Here is a 24,654-nt window from a genome sequence, read left to right on the forward strand (position 1 = left end):
CTTCGCTGCAACATAAACATAAAATGTTGCACTTATATTGACAATCTATCATATAGAAAAAATTGAGTCATTAAGTAAGCAACTGTTTCAAAGGGGTGAATTTGGATACATACCTGCTCTTTTGTCTCAAAAGGTTTTGGGCAATGGAGAAACTGGTTCATTCGAAGAAATGACTAATCAAATTATACAGATAAATGCAGTCTTTGGAGATGTTCAAGAAATGAACAATACTGCTAGATTTTTAAATAGAATTAGGTCAGAAAGACAAAATGTAATAGATATGATATCAGAAAAAAGTTTTAAAGAATGTCAAGAAGAACTTACTAATATGTTTGCTGGTAATCTACCTAGCAAATGTGGTAGTGATATACAATGTTTATTTAGTAAACAAGAATGTCAGATGCCTAATTTAGATGATGAGGATGAAGATGGTTGTTCTTGCTTTGACTGTCCTTATCATATACCTTCAATCTATGCTTTAACAAAACTATGTAATAGCCTTATAGATAATTGTAAAGATTATTTAGGATTACCAAGAAATGTAGAACTAAAAGATTTTAAAAAGTATTTACTAGAAAATTCAAACACTATACCTCATCTAAGTAAAAAAAGTAAAATGAAGTTAGGTTTAAAAATACAAAGAAGAAAGGTTTTACTAGTAGAAGCAATACAAAAATATGGTTATGAGTATGTGTATAGATGTTTAGATATAGAAAGAGATACATTTAAATTTATATCTGATTTTATTAAATTAGACTTTTATGAAAAAAATTACCCAGAATTAATTTAAATAAGACTGTATTAGCCTAAATATACAATGATTTAAGATGGATATAAGTATATTTAGGCTAAAATGCATTTAAATAGTGTCTAGGGTATTTCAGTAAAATGAGTAAGATTTATATGTTTAAGCATTTCTTTACCTGTGCTTCTTGAATATTCGAATATTATATCTATCAAAACATCATGTGTATAAAGTAAATTTGAAATTTGTGCATTATCAAGTTCTTTTGTTAACATTACATATTTATACTTACTCTAAAAAAATAGTAACGATATTATTGATATATTCCTATTTTGATAAATATTTGTTTTAATTTGAAAAATTAGATAATATATACACCTAAAAAGATGTTTGTTATATAATAGAGCATTATAAGTACATTAAAGAAAAAATATTATTCTAAGGAGATATCAATATGAATAGAAATGTTAAATGGGAAAATAGTATTCTTAAATATATAGAAGATAATTATACAAAAGAACAAGTTGAAAGAATTAAAATTTTAAATAGCAAATATGGGATTGACTTGAGTAAAATAAGTAAAGGTAGTGAGAGAAAGATTAGAATGATATGCATTAAAGAGGAATATCATAATTTTGATAGAGATGGAAATGAAGTTGGATATGAGACAAGTTGTTATAATTTTTCTAAAAGAGGTGTTAGATGTGGATATTGTAATTCTTTTGCCAGTAAAAAAGTTCATTGGAAGGATAGTTTTGCACAGTGGGGAATAGATAACATAGATAAAGAATTTTTAGAAAAATATTGGAGTAATAAAAATATTTTAAATCCTTGGGAATTAAGTCCGAAGAGTGGTAAAAAAGTTTGGATGTATTGTTTAAAAAAAGAATATCATAATGATAATGATGGATATGAAGTAAGTTGTAAGCATTTTGCGGAAGGAAATAGATGCCCATATTGTTCTAGTAAAAAAATTCATTATAAAGATAGTTTAGGTTACTTATATCCAAATAAATCTAAAATGATAGCAATACCTGAAAATAATTTAGTCATAGAAGATACATTCAGTATAGCTCCAAAAAGTCATAAAAAATATTATATTAAATGTAATGACTGTGAAAAAATTAGCAGAAAAAGGAAATCATTAAGTTATATGATAAATAAAGATTATTTATGTGAATATTGTTCAGACGGATTACCTATAACTGAAAAATTTACAGCAAATATACTCGAACAATTAAATATAAAATTTATATTTCAATTGAATAAAAATACTTATGAATGGTGTGAAAATTCTAGATATGATTTTTATTTAAAAGATTATAATATGATAATAGAAACACATGGAGAACAACATTACAAGGATAAAAGTAATGGTAGTAATTGGAACTCATTAGAATATGAGCAAGAGAATGATGAAAATAAAAGAAAGTTAGCTTTAAATAATGGTATAAAGCATTACATAGTAATAGATATGAGAAAATCAGAATATGAGTATATAAGAAATAATATTATAGAAAAATTATCTCCTTATTTTGATTTATCTAATGTCAAATGGAAATTAGCATGGGAAGAGAGTCAAAAAAGTTTATGTGTTAAATCGTGGAATTTATGGAATGATGGATATAGTATACCAGAAATTTCTGATATGTTAAATTTAAGTAGAAGAACAATTTTAACTTACCTTAAAAACGGTGTAAAAATAGGACAATGTGATTATACAACAGAAGAATCATATAAAAGAAATCTTGGAAAACGTATTGGCAAGAATCATTACAGAGCTAAAAAAGTAATATGTATTACTACTAAACGAATATTTAATACATTGAAAGAAGGAGCTGATTATTATAATATAAAGTATTCAATAACTATTGTAAACTGTTGTAAATTAAATAGAAAATCAGCAGGAACTTATCAAGGTCAAAAGTTAGTATGGAGATACTTATTATTAGGAAGTAAAACGTATAGGATTAAAAATAAGTATAAAAAATTAGTTTAATAGAAAAAGAAAAAAATATCTTTTGGGGACTAAATCCAAAGCCTAAATTCCAAGTTAAAGGTCAAATAAAATTAGAAGATATCTAAAAAATATATATAACAAAAACACCTACCACATTAAGTTTTGCAGGTGTTTTTTTAATCTATAACCCTTCATCATCAGAGCTAGATAGACCTAATTTTTTTAATTTATCTTGTATGCTTAGAACATTGTTACTGCTATTATCAGATTGAGATTTGTTGTCTGCTTGGATATTATCTGTGTTATATTTTGCAGTAAAACTATCAAACTTGTTTGCAAGTCCTTCTTTATCTTGATTAAACATGTTTAATAATTCTTGATTAACCTGACCATCTTCAGGTCTTTGTAAAGTTAATACATCATTAAGAGAATTATATGTTGATGTACTATTCCAAAATATAGTAGCAAAGCCTTCTTCGAATTGTTTTATATATTTTTCTTTTTCATTAATCTTATCTGTTAATTTATCATTCCTTATTCTTAAATCTAGAATTGTTTTTCTATCTTTTGAAAATAAATTAATCATTCTCTTTTTTAATTCTTCTGGTTTATCGTGATATCTATTAATTAAAGATTCTATGTCTTTATTATTAATATCAAAGGCTTCTCCACCAGTAGTTACATCTTCAGTAGATTTTAATTTATCAATAATAATCTTTCCATAATAAGGCTTATTATTGTAGCTTTTAGACCAAAATCTTACTCCTAAGTCATTGAAATATTCACCATTTTCGCGAATGTAATTAGGATTATTTGCTATATGACTATTAAATTTAGAAACATAATTATATGTTATTTTACTTTTTACACATCCAATATCCTTAAATGCTAAATCTAAAATTTCTTGTGCTTCTTGTTTTTTTTCTTCGGTAAGTTCGTTTTTTTTTCTTCCAACAGTCTTGCTCATATTATACCTCCTTTTTGTCTACTGTTGTATTTTTTCAATATTCCTTTCCAATAAAGATGCTTTAAGAAAAGCAATTTTATCAGCCTTTGCTCTTATTTTTAAAGATTGAGATTTTATTGCACTCTCATCAGATTTATCTAATTCAGCAAGCCCATTTATATTTACGATTTTTGCTTGATTAATAAGCGTTATGAAAAACTGTTCTTCTATTTCAATCTCATGTTGTAGAGGATTTATTTCATTATTGAGAATATAGTCTCTAACTGCTTTGTAAGAATCGTTTGTTGGTTCACACCACCATTTACTACAGAACGAACAATATGGAACATCATCACAAAATTCATTAGTATCTGTACTTAGTAAACAATAACCTATGCCATCATCAGTCCTTTCAAAATCACTCAAGTCAACATTTAATTCATAGCTCCATGGTTTATTATCAACTATCTCTTTTAGAGTATTAAACATTTTTGCATTTGTACCACAAATGGATTTATCCGAAATAAAACTTAGAATTTCATCATCTATATAATATGTAACATGATTTGTATAACTATCTTGCATTTCAAGTGTTGTATGACCACCTAGCATAGCTATTTCTACAGGAGACATACCTTGTAAATATAAACTACAAAAAGCAAGATGTCGTGTATCTCCAAGAGTTAATTTATCTTCATTATTAACATAACACCCATATAAATTTTCGATTATATGTGTATAAAAACTTTTTAGTAAGTTATTCATATTTTCACTATTAAATACTAACGGATTATACTTGTTTTCATTAGGCTGAAACACAGGTAAATATTCTTTATAATCATCTACATCCCTTATATCCATATATTTTATTCTAAAATCGTCTAAAGCCATCCATGAAAATAAAGTATATGACTCATAAGAATCAGTAAAATCAATATATTTTTGTATTACATCATAAATTTCTTTAGTTATTTCAAGTTTGTCTAAAATAGGTATCATAGGTTTCCTCATCGTATGTGGAGTCCTTTTCACCTTAACCCTATTAATTTTTAAATAGTATTTATCATCAATTGTAATTAGGCAATCTCTAGTAGTTTTTGTGGTTAATTCACTAGGTCTCATAGGTATTACATTAGTAACTTTCCACCATATCCAAATAGGATAGTAAAGCTTTTGTAATAATGGGTCATTATTTCCTTCAAAAAAATCTTTTATGTAATAATCAAATTCAAAAACATGAGAATTTTTAGGTAGTTTTCTTGGTTTGCTTTTCGTAGTTTTTACTTTATATTCAAAAACTGTTTTTAAAAATAAAGAATATCCATCGTTAATATATCCTATTCTTTCTACAAAATTTACATATGACTTTAATTGCGTCACTATAGTGTTTTTTACATCATCGGATTCTATATAATCGAGGAACGTTTTTATTTTATTTCCAGTATTATCTTGTATAAATTCTTTAGTAAATCCATGTGTTTCTACAAAAATATTTAGAATACTGGACGTTTTGGATGTTATAGTTGTAGCAGCATTATTTTCATATACTATGATATCAGCTATCCAACATTTAAGAATCATGTAATCATTATTACTAATTACTCCTAATTTAACCATTTCCTCAATTTCAGAGAAATTAATAATGTGATAGTTTGATGTATTTTCATTATAAAAAATCCATATTTTAGAGTCAAAGGTAGCTTCAGATTGATATTTTGCAGATTCATTTACTAATATATTTAAATTATTTAAATCTAATCTATATTGATTGGCTAACTCTTCTATACTAATCTCTTCGGCTTCAAGAAGACTAGTATCTATTTTCTTCAGTATCTTATCCATAAACCCCACTCACTTTTTTATTTATAATATATATATATTGTAACACCAAGTATTTAATTTTGTCTAATTTGATTAGACAAAATTAAGGGAATATTGAAATAAAAGGATTTCAATAATTATGTCTAACATATTTACATAGATACAATTATGTCTGATTTTTAATTAGACATAATTAAGATATTGTTGAAATATAAATATTTATAAATTATGTAAAATCTTCAATTAGAATATAAAAATACAAAAGAATAAATCTATAGATAATAAGGTGAAAATAGAATCCTTAAATGCTTTATATAATGCTATTGTAGGTATAGAAAGGCAAAATTACACCAATAAAAATAAAATAATCAAGACTCTGAAATGATTTATAAAAAGGGGGAGGGGTTTAAACTTACATCTTTTTATTTAGTAATTAAAGATTTTTATAAGTGAAGTGTTTAATAGCCGTAACCATAGGACATTACTTATAATAATATAGTAAAATATAGGAGGATAAAAATGTTTTGTAACAAGAAACTGATTATAATTTCAATATTATGTTTGATAGCTATAACAAGCATTATAGTATTGTTAAATTCTTTAACATCAAGCAAAAAATAAAGCAGAAGAATATAATAATAAAATAATTGAAATGATGAAATAGACTTATTTTAAGATTAATGTTGATAATCTAAATGTAATTGTATAGTATTTTAAATATATTGAGGTTTATGATTGGGGGAAGTTATGAAAAAAAATAGTAAAAATAATTTAGAAAAGATTAGAAAAAAATTATTGAATTTATTTTTAATAGAAATACTTTTTATGGAGCAACAATATTGTTATCTGGATTTATATTTTTGGCGGGAAATAAAAACTATATAGATAAAGATATAGCATTAGGAATAGGATGTAGTGTTTTTACATCGGCATTTATGGCCATTCTTATTGAGCGTATAGACTATATAAATAATAGAGCTAAACTTAAAATTGAGAAAAGTAGATATCACAATGATTTTTATCGAGAATTGCAATATACATTGTGTAAGATTATTTGCTTTTATGATGTATATAAAAGTAATAATATTGATGAGCACAAACCAATTCAACATTATTTAAACCCACAATTTCTAATATCTCAAAACAATCCGAGCAGAAAAGTTTCATATGATGAATTGATTAATATATTAAATAGTATGAAATATGAATTTAGCTTAGATGCATATAAAAAAATGAGTGCAACTGACAAAAAGAAAACAGACATGCTATTTAGTATTATACTTTATTATTGTGAGCCAGTATGTTCTATAGTAAAGGAATACAAAAAGAATAAATTAGAGTTAAATATGTTAAATTATATTTCCTTAAAAGATATTGAATTTATTGAAGGTATGGTAAAAATTATGGAGCTATATATAAAAAGCCTTTATAAAGACTATAATTATGGAGAAGTTGTTATAGGTTCTATATCAGAAATTTATTCAAAAATAAAAGAAGTTGGAGATTATGAAGGAGACCTTAAAGTTAATTGTAATATATTCAAAATATAGATGATAAAGAATCATAAAGAGAAGTTAAGGAGTATGTATTTAAAGAAAAGGAGATTTTAGATGAACTTAATAGAAGTTTTAATAAATTTAGTTACATTCATAGGAGGTGTTTTAATTTCTCCATATGTAGTGAAATTTATGTTTGAAAAAATTATTCAAAATAAATTTGATAAAAATTTGGAAGAGTTTAAAAGTGAATTAACCAAAATAAATGATAAATTTAATATAGAATATTCAAAATTACATGAAAATAGAGTAAATTAAATTAAATCATTATATTTACTTATAGAATCTATTAGTAAAAAAATAACAATATATAGTTGCGGTGTAGTAAATATTCCTGTATCGGAAAAACTAAACGAAATGCTTAAAGATAGAGTAGAAAAAATTCATGATACTAATTTAGAAAAAGTATGTGAGGATATAAAAAAAATAGATGAAACAATAAAATGGACACAATTGATAAAATGTTCAAGTTCTAACGAATTTATAAATTGTGAACTAGACAATTTAATGAATAATTTATTAGTGTCATCAAAATACCTATACGAGATAGAGAAGAATGAATATGTAGAATATTTAGAGGCTCAAGTAGTTTTAGCAATATCTAAATTAGAACAAGTCAAAATAGAAATACAACTAAGTAATACTTTATTACCAAAATTGAATGAAATTATATTAAGTAATAAAATTTTATTTTCAGATGGATTATTTAAAAAATTATTATCTATAGATGAGTCTTTAAATTCAATTTTTTCAAGCTATAAATTTATAAATAATAGTGATAGTAAATTTGTTAATAAGGTAAAGGAAGAGCTAGAAACAGAATTAGACGAGCTTATAGTTGATTTGGAAACCGTTAAAGATGATTTAGATAAACAAATAAAAGACTTATTAGGAGATGTAAATTGATTTTTTATTAGTAGTATTTAAATTATTAGAAATTTTGTCTAGAGTATTCATGTATTTACCCTATTATTGGAATTTCACTCAATAATAGGGTAAATACATATTTAACAATTTATTTTCCTTTTATCAATAGTCCATGTTGATTACAATATATATAAAACTTTCCTCTTTCAAATTTTCCACAAAGTCTAGGGAATCTAACCGTTGGACTTTGTTCTGGATAAAGTTTTATTAAAAGTAATCTATCATAAGTTACATAAGCTACAAAAGAAATGTAGTGTTCTTTAGTCATTTCATGATTTATTTCAATATAGTAATCATTTTCAATTTCTTCTATATTTATGTTATGTTTTTCATCCATTGTTTTAGGCACTAAAGCTTCTAGTTTTCTACCACAACAAGAAAAATCACCATCTCCTGTTGAGTTTATAATATTGCCACAATTTGGGCATGCATAAAATTTAATTCTTTTCATATTTCCTCCATTTATATCGCTTTCTTGTAAATCGCCAAGAAGTATTTTTTCTATATTGACATTAAATATTTTAGATATATCATTTAATAGAGATATATCAGGACATCCTAAGCCACGCTCCCATTTTGAAACTGTTTTGTCACTTATATTTAATAATGAACTTAATTGTTTTTGGGTCATATTTTTCTCTTTTCTGAGTTGAAGAATCAGACTACCCACTCTTTCTGGATTCATTTTTTTCACCTCCATATAAATAGAATATATTGCTTATGGAATTTTTACAATCAACTCTTAGTAGAGTCTATAGTAATTTATAATATATTATAGAAGTCAACTTTTATATCTACATATTCAATTATTTGTTTTAGTTTATGAATAATTATCATAAAAATAATAAAGATATATCTTCTTTTTATAAAAGTAAATTATATATTCAATACTATCTTAATTTTGTATAACTGAAAATTGGACAAAATTAAGATAGTATTGAAATAAAGGGATTTTAGCGATTATGTCTAATATATTTATATAGATACCTTTCCCACTTATTAACTGCTGGAGTTGTTACACCTAAATACTCAGCTACTTGCTCTTGGGTAAGGTTTAATTCTTTCCTTTTTAATTTTATAATTTCGTTTATTTTCATTTTTTACCTCAAATTTAAAATTTGGATCCATACTTAAATAGTAGCAATTTTAATTAGTAAATACAATTGAAGTATAGTTAAGTAAAATTTAATAATTTTAACTAATAGTTAATTTTTGATTGAATTAGTTTACATTAATAATCTAACTTTTAAAAATTATCTTATATCCATTAAATATTCTTTATATAACTTCCATGTATTGTCTTCCCATTTAAATACGCTAACATTGTCGAACTTACAATCAAAATCACAAGGTATATTATTTACATATTCCCAAAGCTCGTCGTATATTTTTTGAATTTTTTTCGATGAAATTGTAACGTGAAAAACTTTATCTTTATAATCGTGATTTTTAAAGTGTATATAAGGAAGCTTTTCTAATTCTTCTATAAGTTCATCATGCAAGAGCTTACTTTTTTTATTCATATGTACGTCCATATATATTACCCTGTTGTCGAAATGATTATAACCCTTTATTTTGTAATCTTGGGCTTTGTGATTTTGTGCAAAATCTTGTAAAACTTTGTCCAAATCAGAAATATCATCAGATTCAAATGGAGCCTTTATCGTAAAGTGTGCAGGCAGTTTTGACGACTTTGCCCCGAGCTTTTCAAAAACTTCTTTTCTTAAATTGTTGTTAAAATTGCCAGCAGGTCCTTTAACAACGCTTACTATTACATATCTCAAAATATCATCTCCAATTCTTGAAATTATCTGTAGTATATATTAAAAAATGTGTGAAATCAAGGAGAAGAAATTTTAAAATCAAAAAGATTAATTTTCTAACTTGATACATATATCAAAGTGATACATACTATAAATATAGATGAGTTTTATACAGGGGGAAAAATAATGAATAATGTCAAATTAGGATTTTCATGGATCGGATTAATTGTATTTTTATTGCCTATGCTTATAAATATTGTGTATGTAATTTTGCCACCGAAAAACGCACCGACGACACAACAAGAAACTAATAAAATACTAGAGATAATAGAACAATCTACAAGAATATTATATATGTTGGCGATTGTATTTTTAGTATGTAAAGAAAAAGTGGATTTTACAAGTATTTGGATGTTTGTAGGTTTAATATTCCTTGCTTTATATTATATCGTATGGTTTAGATATTTTTTAGGAGGGCGTGATATAGAATTGCTGGGTAAAGCTTTTTTATTTGTACCTATGCCACTTGCTGTTTTTCCGGTGATTTACTTTATTTTTTCGGCAATTTGGTTAAATAACTATATAGCAGTTTTATTTATGATAATCTTTGGAATCGCTCATAATATAATTTCATACAAGTCATTTTAAGAATAGAAAATAAAAAGTGAACTATATAAGTTGTATTCATATTATAAAAAGTTAAAAAGAAAGGGGAATAAATAAATGTTAAATGATAAAAAACTAAAAATAACGTCTCCATCATTTGAAAATAATTGTATGATGCCCAAAAAGCATACAGGATTTGTGGAAGATATCTCACCGGCTTTTAAAATCGAAAATATGTCACATAAAGCAGTTTCAATAGCAATCATTATGGATGACTTAGATGTAGTATTTTCAAATGAGTATAATCACTGGTGCATATGAAACATTCCAAAGACAAATGAGATAGCAGAAAATATACCATATGGAAAAACTATGCCTATATTGGAGGAAATGTGTAAGTGGGGAGAAGAAAATAGAATTATTTGAGGATGATTTTGTTTTAAATTTTGCTTGAATTTATTTATAGAATCTGTGTCTTTTGATTTTGGTATAATTAGTTTATTTTTATATAAATCTCTAAAATATAACAGATGATAATATGCCTGTAGCGGGAGTGCTTGAATCATATAACTCAATTATGATACAACCTAATCCTTATTTTGCCGCTGAAAATAATTATTATAAAGGTGTGAGATATCAAAATAATATCGACGGAAGTTGGATTAGTGAAAAAATTATAGATAAAGATGGAAAAGATATTACAGATAAAGTAAGAGAAGCTGAAGATTTCTTGCTAAAAAATAGCTTTTAATTAGATTTTTATATGGTCATCTCAAATAAACTTAAATTAAAATTTCTAAGTTGAAGATAGTTTATTTGAGATGACCATGTTATTTATTTGATATATTTAATTATACATCCCATGTTGATGCATATAGTCGTAAATCTTTTTGCCGTGTCCTTGTTCTTCTGTTTGAATATGATTTAATACCTTTCTTATGTTTTCATCTCTAAATTCAAAAATAGATGTATTATATGTAGCTGAAACGTATTTTTCCATTGATAGACCGTCTTCACATAGCAATTTGTCGGTTTCGTTGTAATTTGCCTGCATATTTATTGGTGTTTGGCTTTGTAGATTGCCTAAATTAAATTGTGATTGAGTATTTTGTTGAGTTTGTTGTCCTTGTTTACTTTGATTTTGTTCTACATTAGGTACAGTTCCGCTCAAAATTTGGTTTATTGTATCTAAGTGTTCTTGCTCTTTTGATGCTAGTGAGCTAAATAAGTTTTTAAGTTCTGGACAAGAAGCTTTTTCGGAATGTTCTTTGTATTTTGCGACACATAGGGCTTCTTGAGTTTTTGCGTCTTCTAAAAGATATCTTTCTTTTGTATCTAAATTTACCATTTTATCACCTCAATAGTATTTTGTATAAAATTATTAAAAATATTCATATAAACTTGTATTTTTTAACAAATAAAAGAATTTATAATGTCACTTTTTGGCGATATTTTTTATAAGATATTAATAAGAAGTATTATACCTTGTGTTAAATTTTAAAAAGAAAGAGTAAGTGTTTGATAAAATATTAACTAATTTAAAAGGTATATTAAGAAGGTGATAAAATGCCAACAAAAGTGTGGGGGATTGATGTAAGTAAGTACAATCACCCGATAGACTGGAAAAAGGTTAAAGATGCAGGTGTTAAATTTGCAATTTTGAGAATTGGTTTTGCAAGCACATCAAACAGAAATAATCTAAATTTAGACCCATATTTTGAAGAATTTTATAAAGGAGCAAAAGCAGTAAATATGCCAGTTGGTGGCTATTTTTACTCAAGATGTAACAGTGTAAGCACTGCTAAAAAAGAAGCAGAGTTTATATTAAATGCTATAAAAGGCAAACAATTTGAATACCCAATTTGGCTTGATGTAGAAGATCAAAAAACTCTACAATCAGTGAGCAGAGCAAATATGACAAAGGCAGTTGTAACTTGTTTAGAAGAGATACAAAATGCGGGATACTATGTAGGTATATATTCAGGTAAATATATATTAAGAGACAATTTAATAGACAGTGAATTGAAAAATTACGCCCACTGGATAGCTCAGTATGCTTCACGCTCAACTTATACAACTTATGAGATAGCAATGTGGCAATTTGGAGGCGAAGTAAACTACTTGACAAACAAGAAAGTAGCAGGAGTAAGTTCTAATGCAGTTGACCAAAACTACTGCTATAAAGACTATCCAACTATAATTAAAAAATTAGGTCTAAATGGATTTAAATCTAGTGATAATGAAAAAACTGAGGACACTTCAAAAAACAAATCAAAAATAAATAAAATAACAACTAATTATATAAAAGTTAAAATACCATTTTATCTCAAAACTTTGACAAAAGTAAATATTAGAAAATTACCTAGCATGGACTCTGCAATAATATATACAGCCCCGAGAGCTGGCATACAATATCGTATAACAAGTATTTCGTCAAATGGTAAATGGGGCTATGTACCATATAGAAAAGGATGGATTACATTAAATAAAAAGTACGTACAAAAAGTCTAGATAATTAAAAACTTATGAGCAAGCTAGAAGGTGATAAAACCTTCTAGCTTATTATTTTACTTATTTAAAGCTTATCCTTAAAAAAATAAACATCACCTTTAAAGTATTTTGATGAGATGAATATTTGATGGAGTTTGTTATATAGATGGATTCAAAGTAGATTGCTGTGAATATAAAAGTAGATTACTGTGAATATAATAGATTTATATAATAGATTAGTTATTTGTTCCGAGTTACGGTCAGTTTGGTTCTGACTGTGGTCAGTTTAGTGTTGTTTTTGATGAAAAAGCTGTTACTTTAAAGCAAAGGGTGTTGTCTCTAAAACAAAAGGAGTCGACTTTAAAGCAAAGGGTGTTGTCTCTAAAACAAAAGGGTCGACTTTAAAGCAAAGGGTGTTGCATCTAAGACAAAAGCTGTTACTTTAAAGCAAAGGGTATTGTCTCTAAAACAAAAGGAGTCTACTTTAAATACATAGGTATTGCATCTAAAGCAAAAGGGTATAGTTTAAATTAGATATATTCCATATCCTGATTAGAATTAATATCATCAAAATTATTATTGCTAGAGGCAGTTTCAAATCTGTAAAGCTCACCAAAATTATCACCTAGAGTATAATAAGAATACTTCCCACCACAGCAGACAGTTTTCTTCTTTAATATACCTAAGTCACAAATATGTCTAAGTCTTTTATAAACAGCGTCCTTTTTTATGTAAAGAAGTGGCATATCATCCACTATACCTTGATAAGAAACCCAGTAATACCTCTCACCATCAAGAGTCATAGTACGCATACGACCAGACTCCATAAAATCCACAATCCATCTAAGTATATATAAATCCGTCGTATCAAGTCCAAATTCCAAAGCAGCCTGTTGAGAAAATCCACACATAGTAAATTTCATAATAATCAACCCCTTGTATGTAAATTTAGAGAACGTAGAAATGTTTTATTGGATATGTATTTGATTTGTTAGTTTAGTTAATTATTCTCTTAATTAATTATATCTTATAATGGTTGAAAAATCTTAGAAAAAGGGATTTTATATGTAATTTTGACAGATTTATTTTAGGTCGAGGAAATGATTTGTAGGCATTGTTACAACTTATTGTATTATGGCAAGGATTTAAATCAGATAGCTACATCAATACCTATAGATGATCTAATATGGGCGATTAAAGATAAACAGATTATTTTCTTATGATTTTTTATGAATATATATGACAAATACTAAGATATATCCTTATCGTAGTGAAGGGTATGAAGGTACTTATAATATTAAATAAATATATGATTAGTTTTTGAATTAAATTATTGAAAAATATAAATTATACGTATATAATATACGTATAAATACTTATAAAGATTCTGAATTTGTTAGGAAAAAGATCAAGATTATTCTATTTAAAAGTTAAAAAGTTCTTAAAAATGTATTGTTAAAAATTACATTTTATAAAAATTTTATGATTAAAAACAAAGGAGGATTTTCTTGATGAGTATTTATGCTATGAGCTCGAGGGAAATTATTAAAATCATAAAACAAGATGGGTGGTTTGAAGTGAGCTGCAGAGGATCTCATTATATGTTTAAGCATCCGAATAAAAAGGGGCGCGTTTCTGTTCCTCATCCTAAAAAGGATTTGCCACTTAAAACTGTAAAAAGTATCTTTTTACAAGCCCAAATTGAGTATGGGAAGCAATAGTTTCCCTCAGCTCTTTATTTAGGAGGGATTTTTATGAACGTAAAAGACAAATATATATATCCTGCTATTTTTGATTTTGATAATGACGGCATAACAGTTACTTTTCCAGATTTACCGGGATGTATAACTTGTGGGGATTGTCAGGAAGAAGCGTTTAGAAATGCTAAAGAAGTACTAGAATTATATATGTATGGATTAGAACAAGATGAAGAAGAAATTCCAGAACCATCTCAGATAAATCTAATAAAAACAGAAGATACTCAAAGCATTGTTTTAATAGATATATGGATGATTCCCGTAAGAGATCAAATGAAAAATAGATGTGTAAAAAAGACTCTTACTATACCAAAATGGTTAAATGATATTGCAATGGAGAATAAAGTGAATTGTTCTGCAATATTACAAAGTGCATTAAAAGAATATCTAGGTATATAAAAAGAACCTCTTATTAGGGGGTCTTTTTATATTTAAAAGATTATATAAAAAATAAATAGTTTGGAGGAAGAAAAAATGAATTTAAATAAAGAATGTTGGATTAATTATGTAAAATAAGAAAACTTCTCACTAAAAAAACAGTCTTTTTCTTCAAAATTCCTAATTCACACATATACTTAAGTATCTTATAAATCGCATCCTTTTTCAAAAATAAAACTTATGAGGCGGAAGACGGAAGAATAAAAGTTTTAAGTATGTTTATAGAATCTGGTTTATTTGTATTTTTAAAAGAAAATAAAAACTTATGCCCAAGATTTAATGTGTGTATAAGACGTATATTTAAAGATATGCAAGAAAGATTGGATCAAAGAAAAACAATTTGTGACTGGAATTGTAATTACGAAGAAAAGTTTAAACAAATAATTAAACTAAAAGAAAATACTAAATTGAAAATATTTGTTTATGGAACTCTTATGTTCGACCAATCTAATCATGGGTTACTTAGCCAAGCAAATGTTTTGGGAGATGCTGTAGCAGAAGGGTTTGAATTGTATGATACAGGATTTGGATATCCAGCTGCAAAACATTCTGAAAAAGACTCTATTGAAGGCGAATTATACACTATAGATTATGATTTGCTTAAAAACATAGATATTTTAGAATCAAATGGCAATCTATATACTAGAGAATTTGCCATAGTAAAAGATAAAACAGGGAAATCTCATTTAGCTATAATATATGTTTACAATAAAGAAGTTTATGAAGAAAATAAAATTCAATACTGGAAAGAAAAAATTGAAGATGAGTACCTATGGTATGCAAGTTATGGTTCGAATTTAAATTACAATAGATTTATGAACTATATAAATTCTTGTGATGATACAACACCACCTATAGCCTCAAAACCAGTATTAATAAATCATAAATTATATTTTGCAAGTAAATCCTGTATTTGGGAAAACAAAGGGTTAGCTTTTATAGACCCTAAGGAAGATAAAAATGAACTTACTTTGGGAAGAATGTATCTTATAACAAAAGAACAATTCGAACAAATTAAATTATTCGAAGGAAGTAAGTATCAAAATAAAGTAAGGTTAGGTGCTTATGATGGTAGAGAGATTGTTACATTTACTGATTATGAAATAAATGAAGAAAATCTACCTAGTGAAAGATATGTTGAAATCATCCAAAAAGGACTGAGAGAAACATATAAAAATCTTTTTAAAAAGGAAATCATAGAGTACTTAGATTGAAGGATAAATAGAAATATAGCTGACAAGGCAGAGTCTATATAAAGTTGGTAATCTATTATAAAAAATATTACTATATAAAAATATTATAGAATAATTAAGATAAGAAAATGGATCTTAATAAAAAGAGTAGATAAATCGGTAAGTACAGACTTAAGATTATCTACTTTTTTTTATAGTTTTATAGTATATATAGTAGATATATAGTAGAGGAGTTATTTGGTCCATGTTTTCATCAGTTTTATTCGTATTTTGGTTTGGATAAAGGGGAAGAAAATACGGTAAGGGTAGACTTTTGGGTCAAGTGATGGGGTGTTTTTTGTCGAATGCGTGGATTTTGGTCAGGATGGTGTGATTTTTGGAGACCTGGTTAGGACTTTAGAGTATAAGGGTGATGACTGTTAAAGACCTAAGGAGTACGTTTAAGTTTAGGGGTGTTGATTTTGGTCAGTTTGGTAGGTGCATTTGGGTTCAGTGGTTGTTTTTGTGGAGATTGGTGTTAAAATAGATTATATATAATATTTATAAAAATTAGGAAAAGAGAGATATATTGGAATAATGGAAAGCAAAAGAAGAAATAAAGGAAACTATTTAATAGAGAAGATGCCAGAATTAGCTAAACAGTGGCATCCTACGAAAAATAAAGATATATCATTAAATGATGTAACTTGTGGTAGTGGAAAAAAGGTATGGTGGAAGTGCAGTAATGGACATGAATGGCAGGCTATAATAGGTGATAGGGCTAGAGGCAATGGATGTCCATATTGTGCTGGAAAAATAGCTACATTAGAAAATTGTTTAGCAACAGTAAATCCAAAACTAGCTGAAGAATGGAATAACAAAAAAAATAAAAAATTAACGCCTTATGATGTAACTAATTTTTCGAATAAAAAAGTATGGTGGAAATGTAGTAATGAACATGAATGGCAAGCCCCTATAAATAATAGATCAGCAGGGAGAGGGTGTCCTTATTGTGGAAATAAAAAGGTATGTAAGGATAATTGTTTAGCAACAATAAATTCAGAACTTTCAAAAGAATGGGATTCGATAAGAAATGGAGATTTAACACCAAATGATGTTATGCCAGGGAGTCATAAAAAGGTATGGTGGAAATGTAGTGAAGGTCATACATGGGAAGCAGGCATATATGATAGAAATAGAGGTACAGGATGCCCATATTGTGCAAATAAAAAAGTATGTGAAGACAATTGTTTATCAACAGTAAATCCAAAGTTAGCACAAGAATGGCATCCAATAAAAAATGGTAACTTAAGACCTACAGATGTTACTAGGGCAAGTAATAAGGTTGTGTGGTGGAAGTGTAAGAATGGTCATGAATGGAAAGTATCTGTCAATAATAGAAATAAGGGTGCAGGATGTCCATATTGCGCAAATAAAAAAGTATGTGAAGATAATTGTTTGGCAACTTTGCATCCAAATTTAATAAAAGAATGGCATGCTATAAAAAATAAAAAACTAACACCATATGATATAGTTGCGAATAGTGAGAAAAAGGTATGGTGGAAATGTGGTAAAGGACATGAATGGCAAACATCAGTATATCATCGAGTTTCAGGCAAGGGATGTCCATACTGTGCAAATCAGAAAGTATGTGAGGATAACTGTTTATCTACAATAAATCCCCAATTAGCAGAAGAGTGGCATCCAACAAGAAATGAAGGTTTAACACCAAATGATGTAGTATCTAAGAGTAGTAAAAAAGTATGGTGGAAGTGTAATAAAGGTCATAGTTGGGAAGCTACAATTGCTAGCAGAAGTAGCGGAACAGGATGCCCATATTGTAATGGATTCCAAACATCTTTTCCTGAACAAACAATTTATTATTACTTAAAAAAAATATTTAATAAAGTACATAATAGGTATAAGTATAAAGGTGTAGAGATTGATATTTTTATTGAAGATATTAATTTTGCAATAGAATATGATGGGGCACAATTTCATTCTACTAAGGAAGCTATAACAAAGGACACAAATAAAAATGAAATTTTATATAATAATAAAATTAATTTTATTAGAGTCAGAGAAAAAGGATGTCCTAAAATTGATATGAAAGGTTTTGACTATATTGAATATAAAATGAAAAGTAATTATAACAATATAGGAGAAATAATAAAAATTATTTTAGAAAAAATAAAAAAATTTAGTATAGAGTATTCAGAAGCATGTATTGAATTAGAAAAAGAAATAAACATTGAAAGAGATAGGTTTGAAATTTTAGCACAATATAAAAATTATGATTTTAGTAATGTAAACAGGGATAGATTTAATGAATTATCTAAAGAATGGGATTATGAAAAAAATAAAGATTTAAAACTTGAGAATTTTAGTACTGCAAGCAAAGAATATGTATGGTGGAAATGTAGTAAAGAACATGAGTGGAAGTCTATAATAAAAATTAGGTATGATGGCACTGGATGCCCATATTGTGCAAATCAAAAAGTATGTGAAGATAACTGTTTAGCTACTGTAAATCCAAAGTTAGCAAAAGAATGGCATCCAACAAAAAATGGAGATCTTACGCCTTATGATATTATACCAGGAAGTAAGAAAAGAATTTGGTGGAAATGTAAAAAAGGACATGAATGGCAAGCAGTTATTTCAAGTAGAAATAATGGAGTAGAATGTCCATACTGTTCAAATAAGAAGGTATGTAAAGACAATTGTTTAGCTACGAAAAATCCAGAATTAGCAAAGGAATGGCACCCAACAAAAAATAAAGATTTAACACCAAATGATGTAGTAGCTAATAGTGTAAAAAAAGTATGGTGGAAATGTAATAAAGGACATGAATGGCAAGTATCTGTGCATAGTAGGAATAAAGGTACTGGGTGTCCATATTGTTCAAATCAAAAAGTATGTGAAGATAATTGTTTGGCGACTTTATATCCAGATTTAGTAAAAGAATGGGATCAAAGTAAAAATGGAGATTTAACACCATATGATGTTATGCCAGGGAGTGGAAAGAAGGTATGGTGGAAATGTAATGAAGGGCATGAATGGGAAGCTAGAATATGTAATAGGGCATCAGGTAGTGGTTGCCATTATTGTACAGGACAAAAAGTTACAAAAGATAAAAGCTTAGGGAGTTTGAATAAAGAACTAAGTAAGGAATGGAATCAAAGTAAAAATGGACATTTAACACCATATGACGTTGGGATAGGAAGTCATAAAAAGGTATGGTGGAAATGCGATAAAGGACATGAGTGGCAAGCAAAAGTATATGCTAGAAGTGCAGGAAGTGGTTGTCCTGAGTGTTATAAGGAATCAAGAGTAAAAAAATAAATATTTTAAATAGAGCAACATCTATGTAAAAGGTGTTGCTCTTATATCTTTGAACTTTCAATTGTTAACTAATTATTTTTTAATGAACAAATTATAGGATTAATACAATTGTAAATAAAATATATAGATTCAAGTATAAAAGTGCTATATAATAGTACTATGTGATAAAATTAAGAAAAGAGTAATTTTAGGGATATAGGAAATAATGATTCGAATTTATTTTCAATTGATGTAGAAGGAAATATTTATACATATAATTATAACTTAGGAAAATAAAAATATACTATTGAGACTATAGAAGATAGTCTATTTGATACATATATTAGAATTATCAAAACAAAGCCACAAGATGAATGTTGTAAATATGTATTTTTACCTAAGTGTATGGGATATACAAGTCTAATTTAGAAAGCAATGATAGTCCTTGTATAATGGAAAAATATATTATTAAAGCATATATTGATTTATTATTATATGTATAAATAAAAACAAAGAGGAGATTTTATGAAATTATTATTTACAAAAGGTGTTAAAGGATTTGTTGAAAAAAATAAAATATATTTAAAAACATATAATAAAGATATTTGTACAGATTTTGCATATGATGAGAACGGAATAGTAAAACTAGAAAATGAATATAATATCAAATTAATAGGAAACTATAATACTATAAAAAATAAATATCAATTTAGAATAATATACGAAAATAAATTCTTAGATGTTGAAAAACAAATTTCTAAAATAGAAGACAAAATGGTTTCATTTGGAATATTGCTTACTAATAAAATACTAGAAAAGGAAACTAATAGTAAGATAGATGAAATATATCCGATACCTTTACTGACAGAAGGCATTGTACCAGAATTTTTTTATACAGTACAGAAATTTAAAGACGAATTAATTGATAAAAGTATAGTAGAAAGATTTACACAAGAAGAAATTAAAAGAATAATCTATCAATCAGATTTAATATCTATAATAAGAAGTATCGAAAATTATTTATGGTCAGCTAGTGAAAGTTTTATAAAATTAAGTGATAGAATAAATGAAGTTCTTTTTCAGCATCTAGATAATTCAAATGAAGAGTTGAAAGATATGGAGAATACATTTGAATATAAGTATATAGGCGGTTATGTTACTGAAATAACTTCGTTGTATTCTGGTATAATTATCCAATTGTGTTCGGTTTTAGATTTAACTGCCAAACTCTTGTATGAAATTTCTATGTTCCCTAAAAACTTTGATAAATATATAAAATTAAAATCAGGGAATATATATTTTAATGATATTAATAAATGTAGAGAAAAATATAAAAGCTACAAAGGATTTGAAAATAGTTTTTTTAGTGGAAAAAGGAATTATACTGATTTAATTATGGTTAGAAATGCTATAGTTCATAATGCCTTTTTTATTAATGATGAGTCCTTGTTTTTTGGGTATAAAACACATGTTGTTAATTATAAACCTATAAACTATATAATTAGTTATGTATGGGATGTTGACAAAGATGGAAAACCAGAGAGATGGCTAAATAGGTTTAGATTTTATGGTCAGGAAAGAGAAACTGATACATATCTATTAAATTATTTTATTAAATTCTATAGTAATATGGATGCAACTATTGATATGCTATTTGAATATATAGCACATAATATATGATTAAATAAAAGTAATAACTATAATTTAAAGTTAGTATTTTAAAGTAGTTATAAAATATTACTAAAAAATCACCTTTCTAGTTATAATGTAGCTATTCAAGTTACAGATATAATAAAGAAAGGTGATTTTATTGCAAAAAACAAATATTATCCCATATAAGCCTCTACAAACTCCACCGGAACATCCATACGCTTGCAACCTTCTCAGGTGTCATACCACTATCCAAAAATCGCCTACAAACAACTTTTATATTTTCACCAACCTCAATAATATGCTTATCAGGATCATATAAACAGACCACGCGCTGTTCCCATGAATGTTCTTTTACAGGATGAATATACTCAATATCATAATTTTGAAGATTATCTACAAAACTATCAAAATCATCTTCTTCAAAATAGATTTCAAAATTGTTCCCACCAAAGTAAATTTCGTCTGTATCTATAAAGTCTTTGTATGTTTCAAGTGCTTGTAAACTCAATCCGCTGGTTAAGTCTAAAACTATTTGAAATAAATTTAAAAAATATTAAATTAATATTGAAATTTCCACCAATATGTCTTATTATTATACCTATAGGGGGTATTTTTAAAACACCCTGACATCCAGAAAACATATATTAACAAAATATCAAAAAAATATAAAAAAGGATGTTTAAAGCATGCAAATTTTGTACACAATAAAAGGTAAGGAGGAAATCTTATGAGCAATATAGTGAAAGAGACATATAAAGTGGAAGGCATGACATGCGCCTCTTGTGCTAATGCGGCTGAGAGAGCTGTTAGAAAGCTCGATGGTGTTGTAAGCCAAAATGTAAATTTAGCTACAGAAAAGTTAACTGTAGAGTTTGAAGATGATAAAATCGACTATTATACGCTGGAAAAGGCGATTAGTAAGGCTGGTTATAAATTAATTAAAGAGGAAGAAAAAATAAAGAAAATCGAAATGAAAGTTGGTGGCATGAGTTGTGCGGCTTGTGCGAAGGCTGTTGAAAGAGTTACTAAAAAGTTAGATGGTGTTAAGGAATCTAATGTAAATATTGCGACTGAAAAGGCTGTTATTTCATATGATGAAAATAAAGTTTCTCTTGATGAAATTAATAACGCTATTATAAAGGCTGGGTATGAGCCTATTATGGAGTCTAATAATAAAAAAATAGAGCTTACTGTTCACGGTATGACATGTGCTGCTTGTTCAAAGGCTGTTGAAAGAGTGACTAAGAAGCTTGATGGTGTTGAGGACTCTAGCGTAAATATAGCAACTGAAAAGGCGATAATTACTTATGACCCAACTAAAGTAAGATTATCTCAAATTACTAAGGCAATTGAAAAGGCTGGATATGAGCCTATAACTGAAGAAAATAAAGAAACTGTAGATGAGGATCAAAAGAGAAAAGATAAAGAGAAAAATACTTTATTTAGAAAGTTTGTGGTTGCGATTTGTTTTGCAATACCACTATTTTATATAGCTATGGGACCTATGGTACCAAAGCCATTTGGACCTTGGCCAGTACCAAACATAATAAGTCCAGAGACTAATATTATAAACTATGCACTTATACAAATTGTATTAGTTCTACCTATTATGCTTGTTGGTTATAAATTCTATATAAACGGATTTAAATCACTATTCCATGGAAGTCCAAATATGGACACATTAGTTGCAATCGGTACATCATCAGCATTTATATACAGTTTATATACTACTATAAACTTAATAAGAAATGCAGGTGTATCAATGGAGATGCATATGTCTCATCACCACCAACTTTATTTTGAAAGTGCTGGTATAATAATTGCATTAATTCTTCTTGGTAAGTTTTTAGAATCTCGTTCAAAAGGTAAAACTTCTGAGGCTATTAAAAAACTTATGGGTCTACAACCTAAAACTGCGATAATTATGGTAGATGATAAAGAAGTTGAGGTTTCTATTGATGAAGTTTTAGTTGGAGATATTGTAGTTGTTAAACCTGGTGAAAAAATACCTGTAGATGGTAAAATCGTATTTGGACATACATCAATAGACGAGTCAATGCTTACTGGAGAGAGTATGCCTGTTGAAAAGACTGTTGGTGATAGCGTTACTGGTGCTAGTATAAACAAAAACGGTCTTATAAGATTTGAAGCTACTAAAGTAGGTAAAGATACTGCTCTTGCTCAAATTATAAAACTTGTTGAAGATGCTCAAGGGACAAAAGCCCCTATAGCAAAACTTGCAGATACTGTAGCAGGGTATTTTGTACCTGCTGTTATAACAATTGCTGTTGTAGCTGCATTACTTTGGGCTATTATAGGAAAAGAAAATACGACTTTTGTTCTTACAATATTTATATCTGTATTAGTAATAGCGTGTCCTTGTGCGTTAGGTCTTGCGACACCAACTGCTATTATGGTTGGTACTGGTAAGGGTGCTGAAAATGGAATACTTATAAAAAGTAGTGTTGCATTAGAGCTTGCACATAAAGTAGACACAGTAATATTCGATAAAACTGGTACAATTACTGAAGGTAAGCCAAAAGTTACTGAGATTATAACTTATGGAAATTACGAAGAAGATTATATACTTAAATTAGCGGCATCAGCAGAAAAAGGATCTGAACATCCTCTTGGTGAAGCTATTGTTAGATATGCAAACGAAAAAAATATAGACTTAATAAATGTAGAAAAATTCAACTCAGTTACAGGAAAAGGTATAAATGCAGTAATAGATAATAAAAAGATAAACCTTGGTAATGTGAAAATGATGGAGGATTTAAATATATCTTTAGACATAGTTGAAAATAAATACGATGAATTAGCTAAACAAGGAAAAACACCTATGTTTATATCAATTGAAAATGAACTTGCTGGAATTATTGCAGTTGCAGACGTTGTAAAAGAAAGTAGTAAAAGAGCTGTTGAGCTTTTACACAACTTAGGTATAAAAGTAGCTATGGTTACTGGTGACAACAAAAACACTGCACAAGCTATTGCCTCTCAAGTTGGTATAGATATAGTTTTAGCAGAAGTTCTTCCAGAAGATAAATCAAATGAAGTTAAAAAATTACAAGCTGAAGGAAACTTTGTTGCTATGGTTGGAGACGGTATAAACGACGCTCCTGCTCTTGCAGCAGCAGATATCGGTATAGCAATAGGTAGTGGTACTGATGTTGCTATTGAATCGGCTGATATTGTTTTAATGAAAAATGACTTAATGGATGTTCCAACAGCTATAAAACTTAGTAAAGATACAATCAGAAATATAAAACAAAACTTATTCTGGGCATTTGGATACAATACAATCGGAATTCCAGTTGCAGCAGGTGTTTTATATATCTTTGGAGGTCCACTTCTAAATCCAATGATAGCAGCAGCTGCTATGAGTTTAAGTTCTGTGTCTGTAGTATCTAATGCATTAAGACTTAGAAAGTTTAAACCATATAATTAAATATTTAATTAAAAAAATAGATTAATAAATAAATTAAACTATTTTATA

At 27.4% G+C, this 24,654-nt stretch carries 25 protein-coding genes; 16 read left to right on the forward strand and 9 right to left on the reverse strand.

What is annotated here, in order from left to right:
- The first annotated feature begins 37 nt into the window (after nt 1-37).
- Nucleotides 38-790 carry a hypothetical protein gene (locus RDX53_RS08880; protein ID WP_307993997.1) on the forward strand — a complete coding sequence of 251 codons (753 nt, stop codon included), beginning with the start codon at nt 38-40 and terminating at the stop codon, nt 788-790.
- Nucleotides 791-870: 80 nt separating this feature from the next.
- On the opposite strand, the gene RDX53_RS08885 is transcribed toward RDX53_RS08880, so the two are convergent.
- Nucleotides 871-1,020: a hypothetical protein gene (locus RDX53_RS08885; RefSeq protein WP_307993998.1), complete on the reverse strand. Its 150-nt coding sequence runs from the start codon at nt 1,018-1,020 to the stop codon at nt 871-873.
- Nucleotides 1,021-1,199: 179 nt separating this feature from the next.
- On the opposite strand from RDX53_RS08885, the gene RDX53_RS08890 reads away from it, so the two are divergent.
- The gene (locus RDX53_RS08890; protein ID WP_307993999.1) at nt 1,200-2,744 is read left to right on the forward strand and encodes a helix-turn-helix domain-containing protein; all 1,545 of its coding nucleotides are present in this window, start codon (nt 1,200-1,202) and stop codon (nt 2,742-2,744) included.
- A gap of 142 nt (nt 2,745-2,886) precedes the next feature.
- Here RDX53_RS08890 and RDX53_RS08895 read toward each other — a convergent pair whose 3' ends face one another.
- Both RDX53_RS08895 and RDX53_RS08900 read right to left on the reverse strand, forming a co-directional pair.
- Nucleotides 2,887-3,672, reverse strand: a complete 786-nt coding sequence (locus tag RDX53_RS08895; protein WP_307994000.1) for a hypothetical protein — start codon at nt 3,670-3,672, stop codon at nt 2,887-2,889.
- A gap of 18 nt (nt 3,673-3,690) precedes the next feature.
- Entirely contained in the window at nt 3,691-5,493 is a 1,803-nt protein-coding gene (locus RDX53_RS08900; protein WP_307994001.1) for a hypothetical protein, read from the reverse strand.
- A 726-nt stretch (nt 5,494-6,219) separates the two neighbouring features.
- Between RDX53_RS08900 and RDX53_RS08905 the strand changes: the two genes are divergently transcribed.
- From RDX53_RS08905 to RDX53_RS08920, 4 genes are all read left to right on the forward strand, one after another.
- Nucleotides 6,220-6,357, forward strand: a complete 138-nt coding sequence (locus tag RDX53_RS08905) for a hypothetical protein (RefSeq protein ID WP_307994002.1) — start codon at nt 6,220-6,222, stop codon at nt 6,355-6,357.
- Complete coding sequence (locus tag RDX53_RS08910; protein ID WP_307994003.1) at nt 6,333-7,022, forward strand: hypothetical protein; 690 nt, start codon at nt 6,333-6,335, stop codon at nt 7,020-7,022. Before RDX53_RS08905 ends, RDX53_RS08910 begins: the two co-directional genes overlap by 25 nt.
- A 60-nt stretch (nt 7,023-7,082) precedes the next feature.
- The gene (locus RDX53_RS08915; RefSeq protein ID WP_307994004.1) at nt 7,083-7,286 is read left to right on the forward strand and encodes a hypothetical protein; all 204 of its coding nucleotides are present in this window, start codon (nt 7,083-7,085) and stop codon (nt 7,284-7,286) included.
- 99 nt (nt 7,287-7,385) lie between these two features.
- Entirely contained in the window at nt 7,386-7,934 is a 549-nt protein-coding gene (locus RDX53_RS08920; protein WP_307994005.1) for a hypothetical protein, read from the forward strand.
- A gap of 109 nt (nt 7,935-8,043) precedes the next feature.
- Here the strand turns inward: RDX53_RS08920 and RDX53_RS08925 are convergent, their stop codons facing one another.
- The 3 genes from RDX53_RS08925 to RDX53_RS08935 form a co-directional block, all read right to left on the reverse strand.
- Complete coding sequence (locus RDX53_RS08925) at nt 8,044-8,640, reverse strand: helix-turn-helix domain-containing protein (protein ID WP_307994006.1); 597 nt, start codon at nt 8,638-8,640, stop codon at nt 8,044-8,046.
- A 268-nt stretch (nt 8,641-8,908) separates the two neighbouring features.
- Nucleotides 8,909-9,052, reverse strand: coding sequence for a helix-turn-helix transcriptional regulator (locus RDX53_RS14125; protein WP_334307471.1), 144 nt, complete (start codon nt 9,050-9,052; stop codon nt 8,909-8,911).
- 156 nt (nt 9,053-9,208) lie between these two features.
- Nucleotides 9,209-9,739, reverse strand: a complete 531-nt coding sequence (locus tag RDX53_RS08935; protein ID WP_307994007.1) for a 2'-5' RNA ligase family protein — start codon at nt 9,737-9,739, stop codon at nt 9,209-9,211.
- A gap of 165 nt (nt 9,740-9,904) precedes the next feature.
- On the opposite strand from RDX53_RS08935, the gene RDX53_RS08940 reads away from it, so the two are divergent.
- The 3 genes from RDX53_RS08940 (at nt 9,905) to RDX53_RS08950 (ending at nt 11,075) form a co-directional block, all read left to right on the forward strand.
- Nucleotides 9,905-10,366: a hypothetical protein gene (locus tag RDX53_RS08940; protein ID WP_295762765.1), complete on the forward strand. Its 462-nt coding sequence runs from the start codon at nt 9,905-9,907 to the stop codon at nt 10,364-10,366.
- Between the two features lie 129 nt (nt 10,367-10,495).
- Nucleotides 10,496-10,645 (forward strand): hypothetical protein, encoded by a 150-nt coding sequence (locus RDX53_RS08945; RefSeq protein ID WP_307994008.1) that lies wholly within the window; start codon nt 10,496-10,498, stop codon nt 10,643-10,645.
- A 256-nt stretch (nt 10,646-10,901) separates the two neighbouring features.
- On the forward strand, nt 10,902-11,075 hold the full coding sequence (locus tag RDX53_RS08950; RefSeq protein ID WP_295779377.1) for a hypothetical protein: 174 nt from the start codon (nt 10,902-10,904) through the stop codon (nt 11,073-11,075).
- 96 nt (nt 11,076-11,171) lie between these two features.
- Here the strand turns inward: RDX53_RS08950 and RDX53_RS08955 are convergent, their stop codons facing one another.
- Nucleotides 11,172-11,672, reverse strand: a complete 501-nt coding sequence (locus RDX53_RS08955) for a spore coat protein (RefSeq protein WP_195929747.1) — start codon at nt 11,670-11,672, stop codon at nt 11,172-11,174.
- 218 nt (nt 11,673-11,890) lie between these two features.
- On the opposite strand from RDX53_RS08955, the gene RDX53_RS08960 reads away from it, so the two are divergent.
- Nucleotides 11,891-12,835 (forward strand): glycoside hydrolase family 25 protein, encoded by a 945-nt coding sequence (locus RDX53_RS08960; RefSeq protein WP_307994009.1) that lies wholly within the window; start codon nt 11,891-11,893, stop codon nt 12,833-12,835.
- Between the two features lie 509 nt (nt 12,836-13,344).
- Here the strand turns inward: RDX53_RS08960 and RDX53_RS08965 are convergent.
- On the reverse strand, nt 13,345-13,737 hold the full coding sequence (locus RDX53_RS08965; protein WP_295734824.1) for a hypothetical protein: 393 nt from the start codon (nt 13,735-13,737) through the stop codon (nt 13,345-13,347).
- Nucleotides 13,738-14,325: 588 nt separating this feature from the next.
- On the opposite strand from RDX53_RS08965, the gene RDX53_RS08970 reads away from it, so the two are divergent.
- From RDX53_RS08970 to RDX53_RS08990, 5 genes are all read left to right on the forward strand, one after another.
- On the forward strand, nt 14,326-14,535 hold the full coding sequence (locus tag RDX53_RS08970) for a type II toxin-antitoxin system HicA family toxin (RefSeq protein WP_331607094.1): 210 nt from the start codon (nt 14,326-14,328) through the stop codon (nt 14,533-14,535).
- Between the two features lie 33 nt (nt 14,536-14,568).
- Nucleotides 14,569-14,970 carry a type II toxin-antitoxin system HicB family antitoxin gene (locus tag RDX53_RS08975; RefSeq protein WP_307994010.1) on the forward strand — a complete coding sequence of 134 codons (402 nt, stop codon included), beginning with the start codon at nt 14,569-14,571 and terminating at the stop codon, nt 14,968-14,970.
- Between the two features lie 254 nt (nt 14,971-15,224).
- On the forward strand, nt 15,225-16,223 hold the full coding sequence (locus tag RDX53_RS08980) for a gamma-glutamylcyclotransferase family protein (RefSeq protein ID WP_307994011.1): 999 nt from the start codon (nt 15,225-15,227) through the stop codon (nt 16,221-16,223).
- A 555-nt stretch (nt 16,224-16,778) separates the two neighbouring features.
- Entirely contained in the window at nt 16,779-19,523 is a 2,745-nt protein-coding gene (locus tag RDX53_RS08985) for a zinc-ribbon domain-containing protein (RefSeq protein WP_307994012.1), read from the forward strand.
- 504 nt (nt 19,524-20,027) lie between these two features.
- Nucleotides 20,028-21,182, forward strand: a complete 1,155-nt coding sequence (locus RDX53_RS08990) for a hypothetical protein (RefSeq protein ID WP_307994013.1) — start codon at nt 20,028-20,030, stop codon at nt 21,180-21,182.
- Between the two features lie 163 nt (nt 21,183-21,345).
- On the opposite strand, the gene RDX53_RS08995 is transcribed toward RDX53_RS08990, so the two are convergent.
- Complete coding sequence (locus tag RDX53_RS08995) at nt 21,346-21,663, reverse strand: hypothetical protein (protein ID WP_331607098.1); 318 nt, start codon at nt 21,661-21,663, stop codon at nt 21,346-21,348.
- Between the two features lie 219 nt (nt 21,664-21,882).
- Here RDX53_RS08995 and RDX53_RS09000 point away from each other — a divergent pair, with 219 nt between their 5' ends.
- On the forward strand, nt 21,883-24,606 hold the full coding sequence (locus RDX53_RS09000) for a heavy metal translocating P-type ATPase (protein WP_307994014.1): 2,724 nt from the start codon (nt 21,883-21,885) through the stop codon (nt 24,604-24,606).
- The last annotated feature ends 48 nt before the right edge of the window (nt 24,607-24,654 follow it).

Origin of the sequence: uncultured Intestinibacter sp., from assembly GCF_902468165.1 — a bacterium.
Taxonomy (GTDB): Bacteria; Bacillota; Clostridia; order Peptostreptococcales; family Peptostreptococcaceae; genus Intestinibacter.

Coding starts and splice junctions, on each gene's coding strand:
- RDX53_RS08885 (WP_307993998.1), bottom strand. CDS start 1,020: ATGTTAACAAAAGAACTTGATAATGCACAAATTTCAAATTTACTTTAT.
- RDX53_RS08890 (WP_307993999.1), top strand. CDS start 1,200: ATGAATAGAAATGTTAAATGGGAAAATAGTATTCTTAAATATATAGAA.
- RDX53_RS08895 (WP_307994000.1), bottom strand. CDS start 3,672: ATGAGCAAGACTGTTGGAAGAAAAAAAAACGAACTTACCGAAGAAAAA.
- RDX53_RS08900 (WP_307994001.1), bottom strand. CDS start 5,493: ATGGATAAGATACTGAAGAAAATAGATACTAGTCTTCTTGAAGCCGAA.
- RDX53_RS08905 (WP_307994002.1), top strand. CDS start 6,220: ATGAAAAAAAATAGTAAAAATAATTTAGAAAAGATTAGAAAAAAATTA.
- RDX53_RS08915 (WP_307994004.1), top strand. CDS start 7,083: ATGAACTTAATAGAAGTTTTAATAAATTTAGTTACATTCATAGGAGGT.
- RDX53_RS08920 (WP_307994005.1), top strand. CDS start 7,386: ATGCTTAAAGATAGAGTAGAAAAAATTCATGATACTAATTTAGAAAAA.
- RDX53_RS08925 (WP_307994006.1), bottom strand. CDS start 8,640: ATGAATCCAGAAAGAGTGGGTAGTCTGATTCTTCAACTCAGAAAAGAG.
- RDX53_RS14125 (WP_334307471.1), bottom strand. CDS start 9,052: ATGAAAATAAACGAAATTATAAAATTAAAAAGGAAAGAATTAAACCTT.
- RDX53_RS08940 (WP_295762765.1), top strand. CDS start 9,905: ATGAATAATGTCAAATTAGGATTTTCATGGATCGGATTAATTGTATTT.
- RDX53_RS08945 (WP_307994008.1), top strand. CDS start 10,496: ATGATGCCCAAAAAGCATACAGGATTTGTGGAAGATATCTCACCGGCT.
- RDX53_RS08950 (WP_295779377.1), top strand. CDS start 10,902: ATGATACAACCTAATCCTTATTTTGCCGCTGAAAATAATTATTATAAA.
- RDX53_RS08955 (WP_195929747.1), bottom strand. CDS start 11,672: ATGGTAAATTTAGATACAAAAGAAAGATATCTTTTAGAAGACGCAAAA.
- RDX53_RS08960 (WP_307994009.1), top strand. CDS start 11,891: ATGCCAACAAAAGTGTGGGGGATTGATGTAAGTAAGTACAATCACCCG.
- RDX53_RS08965 (WP_295734824.1), bottom strand. CDS start 13,737: ATGAAATTTACTATGTGTGGATTTTCTCAACAGGCTGCTTTGGAATTT.
- RDX53_RS08970 (WP_331607094.1), top strand. CDS start 14,326: ATGAGTATTTATGCTATGAGCTCGAGGGAAATTATTAAAATCATAAAA.
- RDX53_RS08975 (WP_307994010.1), top strand. CDS start 14,569: ATGAACGTAAAAGACAAATATATATATCCTGCTATTTTTGATTTTGAT.
- RDX53_RS08980 (WP_307994011.1), top strand. CDS start 15,225: ATGTTTATAGAATCTGGTTTATTTGTATTTTTAAAAGAAAATAAAAAC.
- RDX53_RS08985 (WP_307994012.1), top strand. CDS start 16,779: ATGGAAAGCAAAAGAAGAAATAAAGGAAACTATTTAATAGAGAAGATG.
- RDX53_RS08990 (WP_307994013.1), top strand. CDS start 20,028: ATGAAATTATTATTTACAAAAGGTGTTAAAGGATTTGTTGAAAAAAAT.
- RDX53_RS09000 (WP_307994014.1), top strand. CDS start 21,883: ATGAGCAATATAGTGAAAGAGACATATAAAGTGGAAGGCATGACATGC.